The 15,195-nt window shown below is 32.1% G+C and carries 18 protein-coding genes; 3 read left to right on the top strand and 15 right to left on the bottom strand.

Annotated elements, in window-relative coordinates:
- Positions 1–11 precede the first annotated feature (11 nt).
- The 13 genes from hisF to infA form a co-directional block, all read right to left on the bottom strand.
- Positions 12–779, bottom strand: coding sequence for an imidazole glycerol phosphate synthase subunit HisF (gene hisF, locus CLCT_RS00515; protein ID WP_039667851.1), 768 nt, complete (start codon positions 777–779; stop codon positions 12–14).
- A complete protein-coding gene (gene hisA, locus CLCT_RS00510) occupies positions 761–1,495 on the bottom strand; it encodes a 1-(5-phosphoribosyl)-5-[(5-phosphoribosylamino)methylideneamino]imidazole-4-carboxamide isomerase (protein ID WP_149061939.1) in 735 nt (244 codons plus the stop codon). The genes hisF and hisA overlap by 19 nt, the downstream gene beginning before the upstream one ends.
- Positions 1,496–1,501: 6 nt before the next feature.
- Positions 1,502–2,083 (bottom strand): imidazole glycerol phosphate synthase subunit HisH, encoded by a 582-nt coding sequence (gene hisH, locus CLCT_RS00505; protein ID WP_039667849.1) that lies wholly within the window; start codon positions 2,081–2,083, stop codon positions 1,502–1,504.
- Positions 2,080–3,147, bottom strand: a complete 1,068-nt coding sequence (hisB, locus tag CLCT_RS00500; protein WP_149061938.1) for a bifunctional histidinol-phosphatase/imidazoleglycerol-phosphate dehydratase HisB — start codon at positions 3,145–3,147, stop codon at positions 2,080–2,082. The genes hisH and hisB overlap by 4 nt, the downstream gene beginning before the upstream one ends.
- Positions 3,144–4,424, bottom strand: a complete 1,281-nt coding sequence (gene hisD, locus CLCT_RS00495; RefSeq protein ID WP_149061937.1) for a histidinol dehydrogenase — start codon at positions 4,422–4,424, stop codon at positions 3,144–3,146. The genes hisB and hisD overlap by 4 nt, the downstream gene beginning before the upstream one ends.
- A gap of 9 nt (positions 4,425–4,433) precedes the next feature.
- Positions 4,434–5,333, bottom strand: coding sequence for an ATP phosphoribosyltransferase (hisG, locus tag CLCT_RS00490; RefSeq protein ID WP_149061936.1), 900 nt, complete (start codon positions 5,331–5,333; stop codon positions 4,434–4,436).
- Between the two features lie 117 nt (positions 5,334–5,450).
- Entirely contained in the window at positions 5,451–5,804 is a 354-nt protein-coding gene (gene rplQ, locus CLCT_RS00485; protein ID WP_012660847.1) for a 50S ribosomal protein L17, read from the bottom strand.
- 3 nt (positions 5,805–5,807) lie between these two features.
- Positions 5,808–6,821, bottom strand: coding sequence for a DNA-directed RNA polymerase subunit alpha (locus CLCT_RS00480; protein WP_039667844.1), 1,014 nt, complete (start codon positions 6,819–6,821; stop codon positions 5,808–5,810).
- Positions 6,822–6,835: 14 nt separating this feature from the next.
- Entirely contained in the window at positions 6,836–7,462 is a 627-nt protein-coding gene (gene rpsD / locus CLCT_RS00475) for a 30S ribosomal protein S4 (protein WP_039617184.1), read from the bottom strand.
- A gap of 30 nt (positions 7,463–7,492) precedes the next feature.
- Complete coding sequence (gene rpsK / locus CLCT_RS00470; protein ID WP_012660844.1) at positions 7,493–7,885, bottom strand: 30S ribosomal protein S11; 393 nt, start codon at positions 7,883–7,885, stop codon at positions 7,493–7,495.
- Positions 7,886–7,894: 9 nt separating this feature from the next.
- Positions 7,895–8,260 (bottom strand): 30S ribosomal protein S13, encoded by a 366-nt coding sequence (rpsM, locus tag CLCT_RS00465; protein WP_012660843.1) that lies wholly within the window; start codon positions 8,258–8,260, stop codon positions 7,895–7,897.
- A gap of 3 nt (positions 8,261–8,263) precedes the next feature.
- Positions 8,264–8,377 carry a 50S ribosomal protein L36 gene (rpmJ, locus tag CLCT_RS00460; RefSeq protein WP_002781429.1) on the bottom strand — a complete coding sequence of 38 codons (114 nt, stop codon included), beginning with the start codon at positions 8,375–8,377 and terminating at the stop codon, positions 8,264–8,266.
- Between the two features lie 174 nt (positions 8,378–8,551).
- Positions 8,552–8,770: a translation initiation factor IF-1 gene (gene infA / locus CLCT_RS00455; RefSeq protein ID WP_012660842.1), complete on the bottom strand. Its 219-nt coding sequence runs from the start codon at positions 8,768–8,770 to the stop codon at positions 8,552–8,554.
- 134 nt (positions 8,771–8,904) lie between these two features.
- Between infA and CLCT_RS00450 the strand changes: the two genes are divergently transcribed.
- Genes CLCT_RS00450 through CLCT_RS00440 form a run of 3 tightly spaced genes read left to right on the top strand, consistent with a single transcriptional unit; the run spans position 8,905 to position 12,957 of the window.
- The gene (locus tag CLCT_RS00450) at positions 8,905–10,194 is read left to right on the top strand and encodes an MFS transporter (protein ID WP_149061935.1); all 1,290 of its coding nucleotides are present in this window, start codon (positions 8,905–8,907) and stop codon (positions 10,192–10,194) included.
- Between the two features lie 56 nt (positions 10,195–10,250).
- On the top strand, positions 10,251–11,171 hold the full coding sequence (locus CLCT_RS00445; RefSeq protein WP_149061934.1) for a cytochrome-c peroxidase: 921 nt from the start codon (positions 10,251–10,253) through the stop codon (positions 11,169–11,171).
- Positions 11,155–12,957, top strand: a complete 1,803-nt coding sequence (locus CLCT_RS00440; protein ID WP_039667841.1) for an MCP-domain signal transduction protein — start codon at positions 11,155–11,157, stop codon at positions 12,955–12,957. The genes CLCT_RS00445 and CLCT_RS00440 overlap by 17 nt, the downstream gene beginning before the upstream one ends.
- A gap of 16 nt (positions 12,958–12,973) precedes the next feature.
- Here CLCT_RS00440 and map read toward each other — a convergent pair whose 3' ends face one another.
- Entirely contained in the window at positions 12,974–13,729 is a 756-nt protein-coding gene (map, locus tag CLCT_RS00435; RefSeq protein ID WP_149061933.1) for a type I methionyl aminopeptidase, read from the bottom strand.
- Between the two features lie 88 nt (positions 13,730–13,817).
- Positions 13,818–15,185, bottom strand: coding sequence for an L-serine ammonia-lyase (locus CLCT_RS00430; RefSeq protein WP_039667839.1), 1,368 nt, complete (start codon positions 15,183–15,185; stop codon positions 13,818–13,820).
- Positions 15,186–15,195 lie beyond the last annotated feature (10 nt).

The raw sequence follows: 15,195 nt of genomic DNA, 5'->3' as shown, positions 1-15,195 counted from the left end.
TTTTTCCTTTTTTAAATGCGAATTTGTATACCTTGATCTTTTAAAAATAGTTTTAATTCTTTAATATCTATAAGTTTTTTATGAAAAATTGAAGCTGCTAAAGCTCCATCAACACCAAGCTTAAAAGCATCTAGAAAATGCTCTTTAGCCCCTGCGCCACCACTTGCCACTAAAGGCACAGGACAAATTTGTCTAACTTTAGCAAGTTGATCTAAATCATAACCCTTTCTCATACCATCTTGATTCATCATATTTAGCACGATTTCACCAGCTCCAAGCTCACATACTTGCTTTACCCATTCTAGTGTTTTTTTACCACTGTGATGTGATTTACCCTCATCTCCAGTGTATTTATATACCAAAAGATCACCATTTTCATCTTTAAAGGTGTCTATACCTACAACTACGCATTGCACACCAAAGCTTTTTGCGAGTCGTGAAATTAAATCAGGATCATTTAAAGCAGGGGAATTAATAGAAATCTTATCAGCACCACTTGCTAAAAGTTCTTTCGCATCATCTTCGCTTTTTATACCTCCTGCAACGCAAAATGGTATGGAAATATTTTGTGCTACTTTGCTTACCCAAGTTCTATTAATACGCTCATTTTTAGCTGAAGCAGTTATATCATAAAATACTAGCTCATCAATGCCATTTTGTGAGTAAAATTTAGCAAGCTCTATCACATCTCCCATGTCTTCATGATTTTTAAACTGTACACCTTTAACTACTCTACCATCTTTTACATCTAAACATGCAATTATGCGTTTTGTAAGCATTCTCTGGCCTCCTTTATACTAAATTCTCCATCAAGCAAGGCCTTACCTACAATAATACCGCTTACTATACCATTTAGCTTTTTGAAATCCTCCAAGCTTGCTACGCCACCACTTGCTTGTGTTTGTAAATGTGGAAATTTTTCATACAAAGCTTTATATAAAGTAATATTTGCCCCACTCATCGTGCCATCTTTAGAAATGTCTGTACATAAAATATGCTTTACATTTTTGTAAAATTTTAAAAGCTCAAATAATTTTTCATCGCTTGTTTTACTCCATGCATCAATAGCTACAAAGAACTCATCTTTAATACAAATACTATCAAGCGCTAAGACTATATTTTCTACACCAAATTCACGCAAAAGCTCTTGTGTGAAAATTTTATTTTTAACCGCTAAAGAACCTATAACTACACGCTTAACACCACTATCAAATAAAGCCTTAATCTCATCTTTAGTGCGAATTCCTCCGCCTACTTGTAGATTTACTTTGATTTTAGAAGCTAGATTTTCTATGAGTTTAAGCTGTCTTTTACTAGGATCTTTTGCACCACTTAAATCTACCAAATGAAGCCACGATATACCTTGCGCTTCATACTCTTGAAATTTAGCTAAAGGATCAAAGCTGTATTCTTGTTTTTTAGCATAATCTCCTTTATAAAGCCTTACTACTTTGCCATCTATTAAGTCCAATGCTGGGATGATTTGAGTTTGCATTTTTACCTACATATTTATGAAATTTTTTAATAATACCTCGCCAGCTTCGCCACTTCTTTCAGGGTGAAACTGCACACCATAAAAATTGTCTTTATTTAAACTTGCGCTAAATTTAGTAGAGTACTCGCACTCTGCAATGGTGTATTCATTTAAACTCACACAATAACTATGCACAAAATAAAAATAAGCTCCATCCAAGCCTTTAAAAAGCTCATGTGAACTAAAGACTTGATTCCACCCCATATGCGGGAAAGTAAAATTTGCTTTTTCTTGGAATTTTTGTGTCTCAAAAGGCATAATACCGAGTGTTTTTTGGTGTAATTCTTCTGAAAATTTACCCAAAATTTGCATACCAAGACAAATGCCTAAAAGTGGCTTTGTGGTAGTTTGAATAAAATTTTCTAAATTGAGTGCTTTTAGATTAGCCATTGCTTTAGCTGCTGTGCCAACACCAGGAAGCAAAAGCTTATCTGCTTGTGAAAGTTCTTTTAAATCATGTGTAATAATACTTTTTTGTCCTAAACGCTCAATTGCAAAAGCAAGAGAAGCCAAATTCGCACAACCTGTATCTATAATAGCTAGTTTCATATCACTCCTTTAGAGCTTGCTAGATTTTCATTTTCTATTTTAATAGCCATTTTTAAAGCTCTTGCAAAAGCTTTAAAAAGTCCTTCAGCTTTGTGATGATCGTTTTTGCCTTTAACTTTTAAATGCAAACTCGCACCCATAGCATAACTTAGTGAGTAGAAAAAATGCTCTATCATTTCTGTACTAAGTTCTCCAAGCTTTTCTTTTTTAAATTTAGCCTTATAAACTAAATGTGGCCTATTACAAAAGTCAATCGCACAACTTGCCAAGCACTCATCCATAGGCAAAACAAATCCATATCTTGCAATGCCTATTTTTTGATCTAGTGCATTTTTAATAGCCTCACCCAAAGCAAGTGCAACATCTTCTACACTGTGATGTTCATCAACTTCTAAATCCCCTTTGCATTTTATCTCTAAAGATATATTTGCATGCGTAGCAATTTGCTCTAACATATGATCAAAAAATGCGATATTTGTTTTTATATCAGCTTTTGCTTTTTCATTAAAAGCTATTTTAACTTGAATTTGGGTTTCTTTGGTGTTACGCTCTATACAAGTACTGCGGTAGTTTTGTAAAATAAAATCAACGATTTGTTCCCAGCTAAAGTCGTTTTTATCATATTTTAAACCTTGAATTTCAAGATTTTGCGCCAAAAGCATATCACTGTCTCTATCGCCTATGACAAAGCTTTTATTTTTATCATAAAGTTTGTTTTTGATATAGTTTTCAAGCATGGCAGTTTTTGGCTTTCTACAAGCACAATTTTCATACTCAAAATGCGGGCATATAAAAATATCTTCAAATTCTATGCCACAACTTTGAAAAACACTTAGCATTTTTTCATGAGCCTTGTCAAAATTTTCCCTAGGAAAAGAATTTGTACCTAAACCATCTTGATTACTCACCATAACAAATTTAAAACCAAAATTTTTTAACTTTAAAAGTGCATTGATAGCACCTTTTTCAAATTCAAGTTTTTCTAAAGAATCGATTTGAAAATCATCTTTTGGCTCATCAATGAGTGTACCATCTCTATCGATAAATAAAATTTTTGCACTCATTTTAGACTTTCTAATCTTAAACTCACGGCATTTTTATGCCCATCAAGCCCTTCGGCAGCTGCTAAAATTTCCACTACAGGCCCAAGCTTTTTAAAGCCTTCTTTGCTAAGTTCTTGCACAGTCATTCTTTTCATAAAATCAGCAAGTCCTAACGAAGAATAAGACTTAGTAAAACCATAAGTTGGCAATACATGATTTGTTCCACTTGCATAATCTCCCATGGATTCTGGAGAATACTCACCTAAAAATACTGAACCTGCATGCATAATATCATCAAGCAAACTAGATGGATTTTGTGTATGAATGATCAAATGCTCGGGTGCATAGTCATTTGAAATGCTTATAGCATGTTTTATATCTCTTGCAAGAATGATTTTAGAGTGCGCTAAAGATTTGGAAGCAATTTCTTTACGCGAGAGCTTTTCAAGCTGTAAAGCAACTTCACTATTTACTTCTTTGGCTAATTTTTCACTTGTGCAAACTAAAATCGCTTGAGAATCTGCTCCATGCTCAGCTTGTGAAAGTAAATCCGAAGCTATAAATCTAGCATTAGCAAACTCATCTGCTAAAACTAACACCTCAGAAGGACCTGCTTGCATATCAATAGCTGCTCCATGATTGTTAACTTGCTTTTTAGCTTCAGTTACAAAGGCATTTCCTGGGCCAAAAATTTTATCTACTTTTTGCACACTTTGCGTTCCATAAGCAAGTGCTGCTATAGCTCCTGCTCCACCTATTTGATACACTGCATCAACTTTGCAAAGTTTTGCTACAAAAGCAATGGCAGGATGTAATGGCGCAGGGGAAGCTAAGGCTATGAATTTACATTTTGCAATTTTAGCTGGTATAGCTAGCATAAGTGCGGTTGAAAAAAGCGGTGCTAAGCCTCCTGGTATATAAAGTCCTACTTTTTCAATGGCTCTTGTTAACACCTTACAAGTTACTCCTTCAAAGGTTTGAACCTCTATGATTTTACTTTCTTGGGCTTTGTGGAATTTATAGATATTTTCATAAGCTATTTTAATAGCTTGTTTTAACTCATCATCAATTTGCTCTGCTAAATTATTAAGTTCATCATCGCTTAGTTTGATGGAATTTAACTCTACTTTATCAAATTTTACAGCCATTTGTTTTAAAGCTTCATCACCATTTGTTTTGACATCTTCAATGATTTGTTCTACTATAGTTTTAACCCCTGCATTAGCACTTATAGCAGGACGCTTGAGCGCTAATTCTTGTTCGCTTTGGTTTAATTTTTCAAAATCAAGTATTTGCATTTTTATCCTTTAAGAGAGCATTTTTTCAATAGGTAAAACTAAAATCGCACTTGCACCTTCTTTTTTCAAAGCTTCCATAGTTTCCCAAAATAAATTTTCTTGACTTACCATATGTAGCGCTACTCTAGCTTTATCATTTTCTAAAGGTAAAATCGTAGGTTTTTCAACACCTGGCAACAAGGCTGTAATTTTTTCTAGCTTTTCAATAGGAGCATGCAACATGATGTATTTTGACTCTCTTGCTTGCATAACTCCATTAATCCTAATAAGTAATTTATCGATTAATTCTTGTTTATGCGAAGCTAAACTTTCTTTTCTTTGAATTATGCAAGCTTTTGACTTATAAATTACCATAACTTCTTTAAGCCCATTTGCTTTTAAAGTAGCGCCACTTGAAACTAAATCACAAATTCCATCAGCTAAATTTGCACTTGGTGCTACTTCAACTGAGCCTGTTAACATACAAGTTTTATAAGGGATATTATTTTCTTCCATAAAACGCTTTAAAAGCTGTGGATAAGAAGTTGCTATGCGTAAATTTTTAAAACTTTCTACACCTTTATACTCGCTATTTTCTGGCAATGCTAAAGACAAACGGCACCCACCAAAATCAAGTTTTTTAAGCATAATAAAATCTGCATTTTCGTTTTTTGATTTTCTTTCTAGTTCATTTTCTTCTAAAACATTTTCACCAACTATACCAAGATCTACTACTCCATCAAAAATTAATCCTGGTATATCATCATCTCTTACTCTAAGTAGATCAATAGGTAAATTTGTAGAAAAAGCAATCAAGCTTTGATCGTGTATGCGAAGTTTTACACCTATAGACTCAAGTAAGGCGATAGAATCTTTACTTAAACGACCTGATTTTTGTATAGCTATGCGTAATCTTGAATTTTCTTGCATTTTTTTCCTTTTTTGTAGTTAAAAAGATTAATAGTAGCAAAAAATGGATAAAAATACAAAAAATAGTAAGTAAATAAATAAAAATAAGAAGTTTTTAGCCTTTAAAAAGGCTAAAAATTAAGCTACGAATTCGATGAAAGCCATTTCTGCAGCATCACCACGGCGGATTCTTGTTTTAATAATTCTTGTATAACCACCGTTTCTGTCTGCAAATTTAGGTGCGATTTCTGTTACAAGTTTATTTGTAGCTTCTTTATCTTGCAAGCTAGCAAAAACTGCTCTGTGGGCATTAAAATCACCTTTTCTTGCACGAGTAATTAATCTTTCAACATAACCTCTTAATTCTTTTGCTTTAGGTAATGTTGTTTCTATTTTACCTGCTTTAATAATAGCGATGGTAAGGTTTTTTAATAAGGCTGCACGGTGAGTAGAAGTGCGACCTAACTTTCTATATCCATGTCTATGTCTCATTGATTATCCTTCATTTTGTGCTTTTAATTCTGTAATTTTTCTTTTTAGCGTTTCTTTTGCACTATCACTGAGTTTTGAATTTCCTATAGGAAAACCTATAGATTCCATCACACTTTTAATCTCATCTAAAGATTTTTTACCTAGATTTTTTAAATCTGCAAGTTCGCCCACACTCATTAAAGCAAGCTCACCGATATAAACCACATTTGCTTTTTCTAGGCAATTAAAGCTTCTTGCGCTTAAATTTAACTCAGTTATATTTTGAAGTAATTTTACATGTTCTACTTCATTATTTTGTGTTTGGCTTCTTACAACGCTTTGAGCATTAGTGATTTTATCAAACACTGATAATTGTTTATACATTGCTTCTAAAGCATTTTTAAAAGCATCACTTGGTGAAATTTGACCATCAGTTGTGATTGTAAAAACAACTTTTTCATAATCTGGGTTATCTTCAAAAAGCACTTTTTCTATATCATAAACTGCATGTTTTACTGGAGTAAAGAATGCATCAAGTGCTATAAATTCAGGATCTAAGAAATTTTGCACTTCTTCAGAAGGCACATAACCTATACCTTTTTCAATGATTAAGGTAAATTCTAAATCCGCATCTTCATTAATCGTTGCAAGATAGCTATCTGCATTCACAACTTCAACAACTTCATTGTCTAAGTCTTTTCCGCAAATTTCTTTTGGTCCTTTAAAACTAAAAGTTACGATTTCTTTTTCAGAATCTGTTTTTAGTTTAAATCTTAATTTTTTTAGATTGATAATAAACAATGCTACATCTTCAAGCATACCACGCATACTATCAAATTCATGTGCTACGCCTTTGATTTTAACTCCTGTTGGAGCAAAACCTACTGTGCTTGAATAAAGCAAACGACGCAAAGGATGCGCCAAAGTAATAGCATAGCCGATTTCAAAAGGCCATGCGCTTACTTTTGCTACTGTATCACTGATATTTTCAATACTAAACTCTGTTGGTGTATAAGCAGAAGTTGTAATATGTCTCATATCAAAAACCTTTATTATTTAGAGTACAACTCAACGATATATCTTTCCTCAACTGGAATGATAACTTCTTCTCTTTCAGGTTTTCTTGTAAAAATTCCAAATCTTTTATCTTTTTCTACATCAACCCAAGCAACTATACCAGTTTGAGCAGTAAGTTCGATTGCTCTTGAAATTTGAGGATTGTTTTTGCTTTTTTCAATCACTTCAATTTTTTGCCCCGCTTCTACTCTATAACTAGGAATATCCACTCTTTTGCCATTTACTAAAATGTGTCCATGAGTTACAAGTTGTCTAGCAAAACGGCGTGTTGTCGCAAAACCCATTCTATAAACAACATTATCTAGTCTTTGTTCTAAAAGCTGGATTAAAAGCGCACCGGTGTTGCCATCTTTTCTAGCAGCTTCGCTAAATAATCTTCTAAATTGTTTTTCGCTAACTCCATACATAAATTTAGCTTTTTGCTTTTCTCTTAATTGAAGTCCGTATTCGCTGATTTTAGCTTTTCTTTGTCCATGCTGACCTGGTGCGTAAGGGCGTTTATCTAAAGCACTTTTACCTGCTAATCTTCTTTCGCCTTTCATTGCCAAGCTTACGCCAAGTCGTCTTTCTAATTTCTCTACTGGTCCTCTATATCTTGCCATTATAATTCTCCTAAATCTTATATCTTATTCTTAGACACGACGACGTTTTGGTGGTCTACAACCATTATGAGCTAATGGGGTAATATCTTTTAAGAAAGTTACTTTAATACCTTCCATAGCACCTACACTCTTAACCGCTGTCTCACGACCACTTCCTGGTCCTTGTACTTTAATACCTACTTCTTTAATACCATGTTCTTTTGCTTTATTTAAAGCATCTTCTACTGCTTGTTGTGCTGCATAAGGAGTTGATTTTTTAGAACCTTTAAATCCTAAGCCACCTGCACTACTCCAAGCGATAGCATTTCCCATTTCATCAGTTACAGTAACCATAGTATTATTAAATGTTGCACTGATATAAACTATACCTTTAGCTATATTTTTTTTAACTACTTTTTTCTTAACTACTTTTCTTTTTGCCATTTTCTATCCTTATGATTTTGCACCAACGGTTTTTCTCTTACCTTTTCTAGTTCTGGCATTTGTTTTTGTTTTTTGACCACGAACTGGTAAGCCTTTTCTATGTCTTAAGCCTCTAAAGCTTCCTAGATCCATTAATGCTTTGATATCCATAGCAACTTGTTTTCTAAGATCACCCTCAACCATATAATTTTCTTGAATTTCTTTACGGATAGCTGCTGCTTCATCTTCACTTAGTTCATGAACTCTTTTATCATAAGAAATTCCAGTTTTATCTAAGATTTTTCTTGAAGTATGTAAACCTATACCATAAATATAAGTTAAACCATATTCAATTCTTTTTTTCTTTGGTAAATCCACACCTGCAATACGAGCCATAAATTATCCTTGTCTTTGTTTGTGTTTTGGATTTTCGCAAATAATGCGAACTACGCCTTTACGACGAACTACTTTGCATTTGTCACACATCTTTTTAACAGATGGTCTAACTTTCATGCTTTACTCCTGTTATTGTAAATTCCACTTTTTTTACAACTGCACCAGGTTTTTAGAGCAACCAACTATTTTCAAAATAAGTGGTGATTTTGAAAATACTTCTTCATACAGTTTTATTGCAATTTCTGCAAAAGTGCTAATTATACTTTACTTTTGCTTTTAAACAACTTAGACTTATTTGTATCTAAATGTAATACGACCCTTATCAAGACTATAAGGCGTTAGTTCTACTTTAACTCTATCGCCAGGCATAATCCTAATATAATGCATACGCATTTTACCCGCAATATGACAAAGTATTACATGTTTATTATCTAATTCAACTTTAAAAGTTGCATTAGGTAAAGCTTCGATTACATTACCATCAATTTCGATAATATCATCTTTTGCCAATGCTTTTCTCCTTTCTAAAAAATACAAAACTATTATTTTATCATAATTTTTCTTTTTAAATTTTTAATATTTTTTTACAAATATTAATGTTTTTTATTATAATTACCAAAAAACTACAAAAAGAAAGTATATAAATGTTAAAAACTTTAAAAAGAAAAGATTATAAAACACTTTCCTTGTCTTCTTTGGGCGGAGCTTTAGAATTTTATGATTTTGTGATTTTTGTCTTTTTTGCTAATTATATTTCAAGAAATTTTTTTCCAAATGATATGGGTGATTTTTGGAAACTTTTAAATACTTATGGAGCCTTTGCAGCAGGATATTTGGCTAGACCACTGGGTGGTATAGTTATGGCGCATTTTGGTGATAAATTTGGCCGTAAAAAAATGTTTATGCTAAGCATATTACTTATGGTACTTCCAACTTTTTCTTTAGCTTTTATACCTACTTTTGAAAGCATAGGTTATCTAGCTCCAATATTTTTACTGCTTGTTAGAATAGCTCAAGGTGTAGCCATAGGCGGAGAATTACCTGGTGCTTGGGTATTTGTAAAAGAACATGCACTTGATGGGAAAGATGGTTTTTGTATTAGCGCTATTAATGCTTCTATGGCTTTTGGAATTCTTTTAGGATGTGCTGTTGCATTAGTGATTAATCATTGTTTTGAGCAAGAATCAATTTATGATTATGCTTGGCGTATTCCTTTTGCTATAGGTGGATTTTTTGGCATTATTTCTATATATCTTAGAAAATTTCTAGAAGAAACACCTATTTTTCAAAAAATGCATCAAGAAAATAATTTAGAAAAATTTCCACTAAAAACACTTTTTAAAGAAAAAAATATTTTTTTAGACATCATCGCTTCTATGCTTTTAACATGGATGCTTACAGCTTGTGTGATTATACTCATTTTACTTATGCCAAATTTTATACCTGAAGTTTTAGTTCTTGATAAAACAGATGCTATTTTAATACAAATGATTGCAATAATAATTTTATCTTGTGGAACCTTGCTTGCTGGAATTTGGGTAGATAAATTTGGCTTTTTAATCACTAGTTTGATATTTACAATAGGTTTTAGTCTTTCTTGCTTTTTTTATTTTTATTTTTTCTATGCTCAAATTTTACATTTAAGTATATATTTTTATTTCATTGCATGTTTTTTTGGTGGTATTAATGCCTTAGCGCCTATTTTAATGTGTAAAATTTTTAAACCAAGTATTCGCTTTAGTGGAATTTCTTTTTCTTATAATATAGCTTATGCTATAGCAGGTGGTTTTACACCCCAGCTTGTATTTATGTTACATTCTTTAGCTATAAGACCTGATAATCCTTTTATTTATGGAATTTTTATTTATATTTTATTTTTATCATTTATAACACTTCTAACTACTGTATTTACTTATAAAAGATTAAGATTTTAGTGCTATAATTAATAAAAATTATTAACTAAAAATTTATAAAATAAAGGAAAATGATTATGAAAACTTTTATTGTTTTAATATTTTTTTCACTACCACTTTTAGCACTTGAAATGATTACCCCTTTGCCTGAAAGTGTTCCTTATGATAGAGAAAAAGCTATTTTAGGTAAAAAACTTTACATGGATACGAGTTTATCAAAAGATAAAAAAGTATCTTGTAATACTTGTCATGATATTACAAAATTTGGAGTAGATAATAAAACTTTTTCAACAGGTATTAATGGTATAGTAGATGAGCCATTCCATACCCCTACAAATTTTAATGCTGTTTTTAATCTAGCTCAATTTTGGAGAGGTAATGCAAAAGATTTGCAAGATCAAGCTAAACATCCTTTATTAAATCCCAAAGAAATGGGTTTAAAAGATAGCGAAGAGGTGATACAAATAGTAAAAGCTAATGCAGTTTATGAAAAAGAATTTAAAAGACTTTATGGGGAAATAACCTTTGATAATATAGCGCATGCTTTAGCTGAATTTCAAAAAACTTTACTCACTCCAAATTCGCCTTTTGATCGCTATTTAAAGGGTGATAAAAATGCAATAAGCGAACAAGCAAAAAGAGGTTACAATGCTTTTTTGTCAAATGGTTGTATAGCATGCCATCAAGGTCAAAATATAGGTGGCAATATGTATCAAAAAATGGGAGTATTTGTACCTTATGACAATGGAACAAACTGGAAAGGACGCTACGAAATCACTCAAGATCCTCGCGATCAATTTGTAGTAAAAGTCCCAAGCCTTAGAAATATAGCTAAAACCGCTCCTTATTTCCATGATGGCTCCATGCCAACACTTGATGCTTGTGTACAATTTATGGCGTATTATCAACTTGGTAAATTTTTAGAACAAGATGTAGTTGATGATATAGTTGCATTTTTAAATTCTTTAACAGGGGAATACCATGATCCACTCAAATAAAAAATCTTTTTCTTTTTTAAAACAATTCATCACTTTATCTATAGTGGTTTTGGTGTTACTTTTAACTTTGACTTTGTTTATTTTTAATACCTATAACACCACAAAGAGAAATTCACTCATTATGGGTTCTTTTCAAAAATTAGAAATTCTAGATACCAAAATAGATGAGATTTTTAAAAATAAACTCAATTTGCAAAATTATGACACTAGCGTTGCTTTAATACAAGATTTTGAAAATACTTTAGCAATTTTAAAAGCCAATAAAATAGACACTAAAAAAATACAAACGATTTTTGAGAAAAAAAATACTCAATTACAGCATTTTAAATCAGCTAATTCCATTGCTATAAATTCAAAACTTTATCTTTATGAAATTCAACAAGAAATCATTAAACAAACAAACAAGCTAGCACTTACTACTCAAGAAGCTAGACAAATAGAATCTATCGGGAATATATTAAGCATCATAGGAACTATGGATATATTAGAGCCTTTAGCACAAAATCGTCTCCAAAGTTTAGTAGCAAATTTAAACACAAAAGATCCACAGCTTCCACAAGAATTATTTGAACTTTTTAGTACACATTGTAAAATGATACTAAGTCAAATTAAAATTTTAAAAGATAATTCTCAAAGTTTTCTTGATCAAGAATTACAAAAAGAAATCGTATCTCATAAAAATTTTATTGCTCAAGAAATTAATCTTAACAATAAATACAATCTTTACACCGCTATAGGAATTTTCTTATTTACCTTGGCTGTGCTGATTTTTTTCATACTTTTAACACTAAAAAAAGTAATCATACCTATATCTTTACTTGAAAAACTAAGTGCAAACTTAGCTAGTGAGCATGCGAATTTAAGTGCAAGATTAGATATTGACAAAAAAAGTGAATTAGCTACAAGTGCTGGCTATATAAACTCTTTTATACAAATAGTGCAAAATTCGGTTTTAGAAGCTATACAAACTGCAAATTCAAGCCATGAAAGCTCACAAAAGCTTTCTCAGAATGCTGAAGTTTTACAGCAAAGCTCACTTTTACAACATGAACAAATTTCCAATGTCCATGAAATAAGTTCTATCTTAGAAAGTCATATAGACTTAACACAAAATCTAGCTAAAAACACTATAAACGATATGCATGGTATGCAAGAGGTAATGGCTAAAGTTGAACTTACACTTAAAGAATTAGTAGAGCTTATATTATTAAGTGGCGAAAAAGAACAAAGTGTTTTAAGCGCTATGGATATGTTAGTACAAAGTGCTGATAGCATAGTAGAAGTTACTACAACCATAAAAGACATAGCCGATCAAACCAACCTACTTGCGCTAAATGCAGCTATTGAAGCAGCACGTGCAGGTGAGCATGGACGTGGCTTTGCTGTGGTTGCTGACGAAGTTAGAAATCTAGCAGATAAAACTACAAAATCTTTAGTTGCTATAGAAACCACCGTAAGAACTATAGTGCAACAAATCAACGACAACAAAAGCTTAATGGATGGAATTCATCAATCCATGAATGATACTTCTAATAAAGCTAATATCCTACAAGGTGAGGTTGGAACTTCTATAGAAAAATTAAAAACAAGTATTCACTCCACTAAAATCATGGAAGAAAAAAGTGATGAATCAAAAGCTAAAATGAATGAGCTAGAACAAAATATAGAAAAAGTAACCGAACTTGCAAATTGTGTTAAAAACCACTCCCTTGATTTAACGCAAATTTCACAAGATGTTTTAGAAAATGCTTCTAAACTTTCAGAAAAATTAAAAACATTCGAGTAAGAAAGATTAAACTTTCTTACTTAGATAAAATATCTGCCTTACCATTTATAATAGCAACACAATGCTCATAATGAGCTGCATTTAAACCATCTTTGCTTCCTGCTTCCCAATTACCTTTTAAATGCACCGGTGTGCCATCTTTTTGACATACCATAGGCTCTATGCAAAATACCATGCCATTTTTTATTTTAGGTCCACTTTTTGCACTAGCACCTGGTTCTAAATAATTTGGAATTTCAGGCTCACCATGTGGTTTTTTACCTATACCATGACCACAATAACCTTTCAAAGGTACAAAACCTCTTTTAGTAATAAACTCTCCAAGCTCATAAGAAAGCTCTTTAAAACGCATACCCTCTTTGATAATATCTATAGCATAATATAAAGCGTCTTTAGCACAAGCAATTAACGCTTCATCGGTAGTTGAAATTTTACCTATAGGTATAGTCCTTGCTGCATCCCCATAATATCCATCTATACAAGTGCCCACATCAAGACCTAAAATATCACCTTCTTTTAAAATACGCTCATCACCCACACCATGAATGCAAGCTTGATTAAGCGAGATACAAATATTGCCTGGAAAACCATACAAACCTTTAAAAGATGGTTTTGCACCATGATCAAGTATAAATTCTTCCGCTTTAATATCAATTTCTTTTAAACTCATACCTGGAACTATAATACCCTCTAGATAATCAAGCGTTCTAGCTACAAGCTCATTTGCTTTGCGTAGTTTTTCTATCTCTGTTGGTTTTTTGATTTCTATCATTTATATTTTCCTTAAAATTTTTAAAAATTTAGCATTTATGCGCTTTTAAAAGCTTTAAGGAAAACCTTAAGTTCTAAAACTTAAGGTCTTAACATACACTTGTAAGATTAGTAGCTAAACCACCTAAAGAAGTTTCTTTGTATTTTGAGTTCATATCTTTGCCTGTTTCATACATAGTTTTTATGACCTCATCAAGACTTACTTTTGGAGTTGATTTTCTACTCATTGCCATTCTAGCAGCTGAAATAGCTTTAATTGCTCCAAAAGCATTTCTTTCTATACAAGGAATTTGTACTAAACCACTTACCGGATCACAAGTTAATCCTAAATGGTGCTCCATCGCAATTTCAGCAGCATTACAAGCTATCTTTGCATCAAAACCCATCACAGTAGCCATAGCTCCTGCTGCCATAGAACTTGCACTACCAATTTCAGCTTGACAGCCAGCTTCAGCGCCACTTATACTTGCATTTTTCTTATAAAAAGAACCTATTAACATAGCAGTTAGTAAAAAATTAATAGCCTTTTCATCGTTAAAACCAACCGTATGATTTTTAAGATAAAGCATTACAGCAGGCACAACAGCACATGCTCCATTAGTTGGAGCAGTTACTACTCTAGCTCCGCTTGCATTTTCCTCTGCAATAGCAATAGCATATAAAGAAATAAAATCAATAATCCCCAAAGGATCACTTGTCATAGCCAAACGCTCATTAAGCCCTTTCGCACGGCGCTTTAAGTGTAAATTTCCTGGAAGAAAATCTGAACTCGGATGAATACCATTATAATAAACTTCTTGCATTACTTCCCAAATTTCTAAACAATAAGCTCTAATTTCTTCTTTAGTGTGAAATTGAAGCTCGTATTCATAAGAAAGTTTTGCCAAATCCCATGATTTTTCTTCACAAATTTTTAAAGCATCGCTTGCGTTGTTAACATCAAGTTCTAATTTAGTATGTTTTTGCTCACAAGCTCCATCTTTGTGTTTTTGAAGCTCAGCTTCACTCATAACAAAACCACCACCCACTGAATAATAAATTTCTTCAGCGATGATTTCTCCATTTTCATCATAAGCACTTACTTTCAACCCATTTTCATGTAAGGGTAAAAAGTCTTTTTCAAAAATCAAATCTTTATCATAATCAAAATTTAATTCTTTTTGAGTATTTAAAACCAAAATTTTATCTTGTAAAATTTTATTAAATACACGATCTTGTAAAGCAGCGTTGAGTTCTTTTGCTCTTAAGCCACTTAAACCCCATATAATAGCCTTATCACTTAAATGGCCTTTACCAGTAAGCGATAAAGAGCCATAAAGTCTGATTTGAATTTTTGTAATTTGTGTGATTTTATCTTTAATCTTTTCACAAAACATATTACCCGCTAGCATTGGCCCTAAAGTATGAGAAGATGAAGGACCAACGCCAACTTTAAATATACTTAAATTACTACTCATTCACCAACAC

It is taken from the genome of Campylobacter lari subsp. concheus (genome assembly GCF_008245025.1).
In the GTDB taxonomy this organism is placed as follows: Bacteria; Campylobacterota; Campylobacteria; order Campylobacterales; family Campylobacteraceae; genus Campylobacter_D; species Campylobacter_D concheus.
The sequence above is the reverse complement of the archived record's forward strand: the minus strand, read 5'-3'. Positions and strand labels throughout refer to the sequence as shown.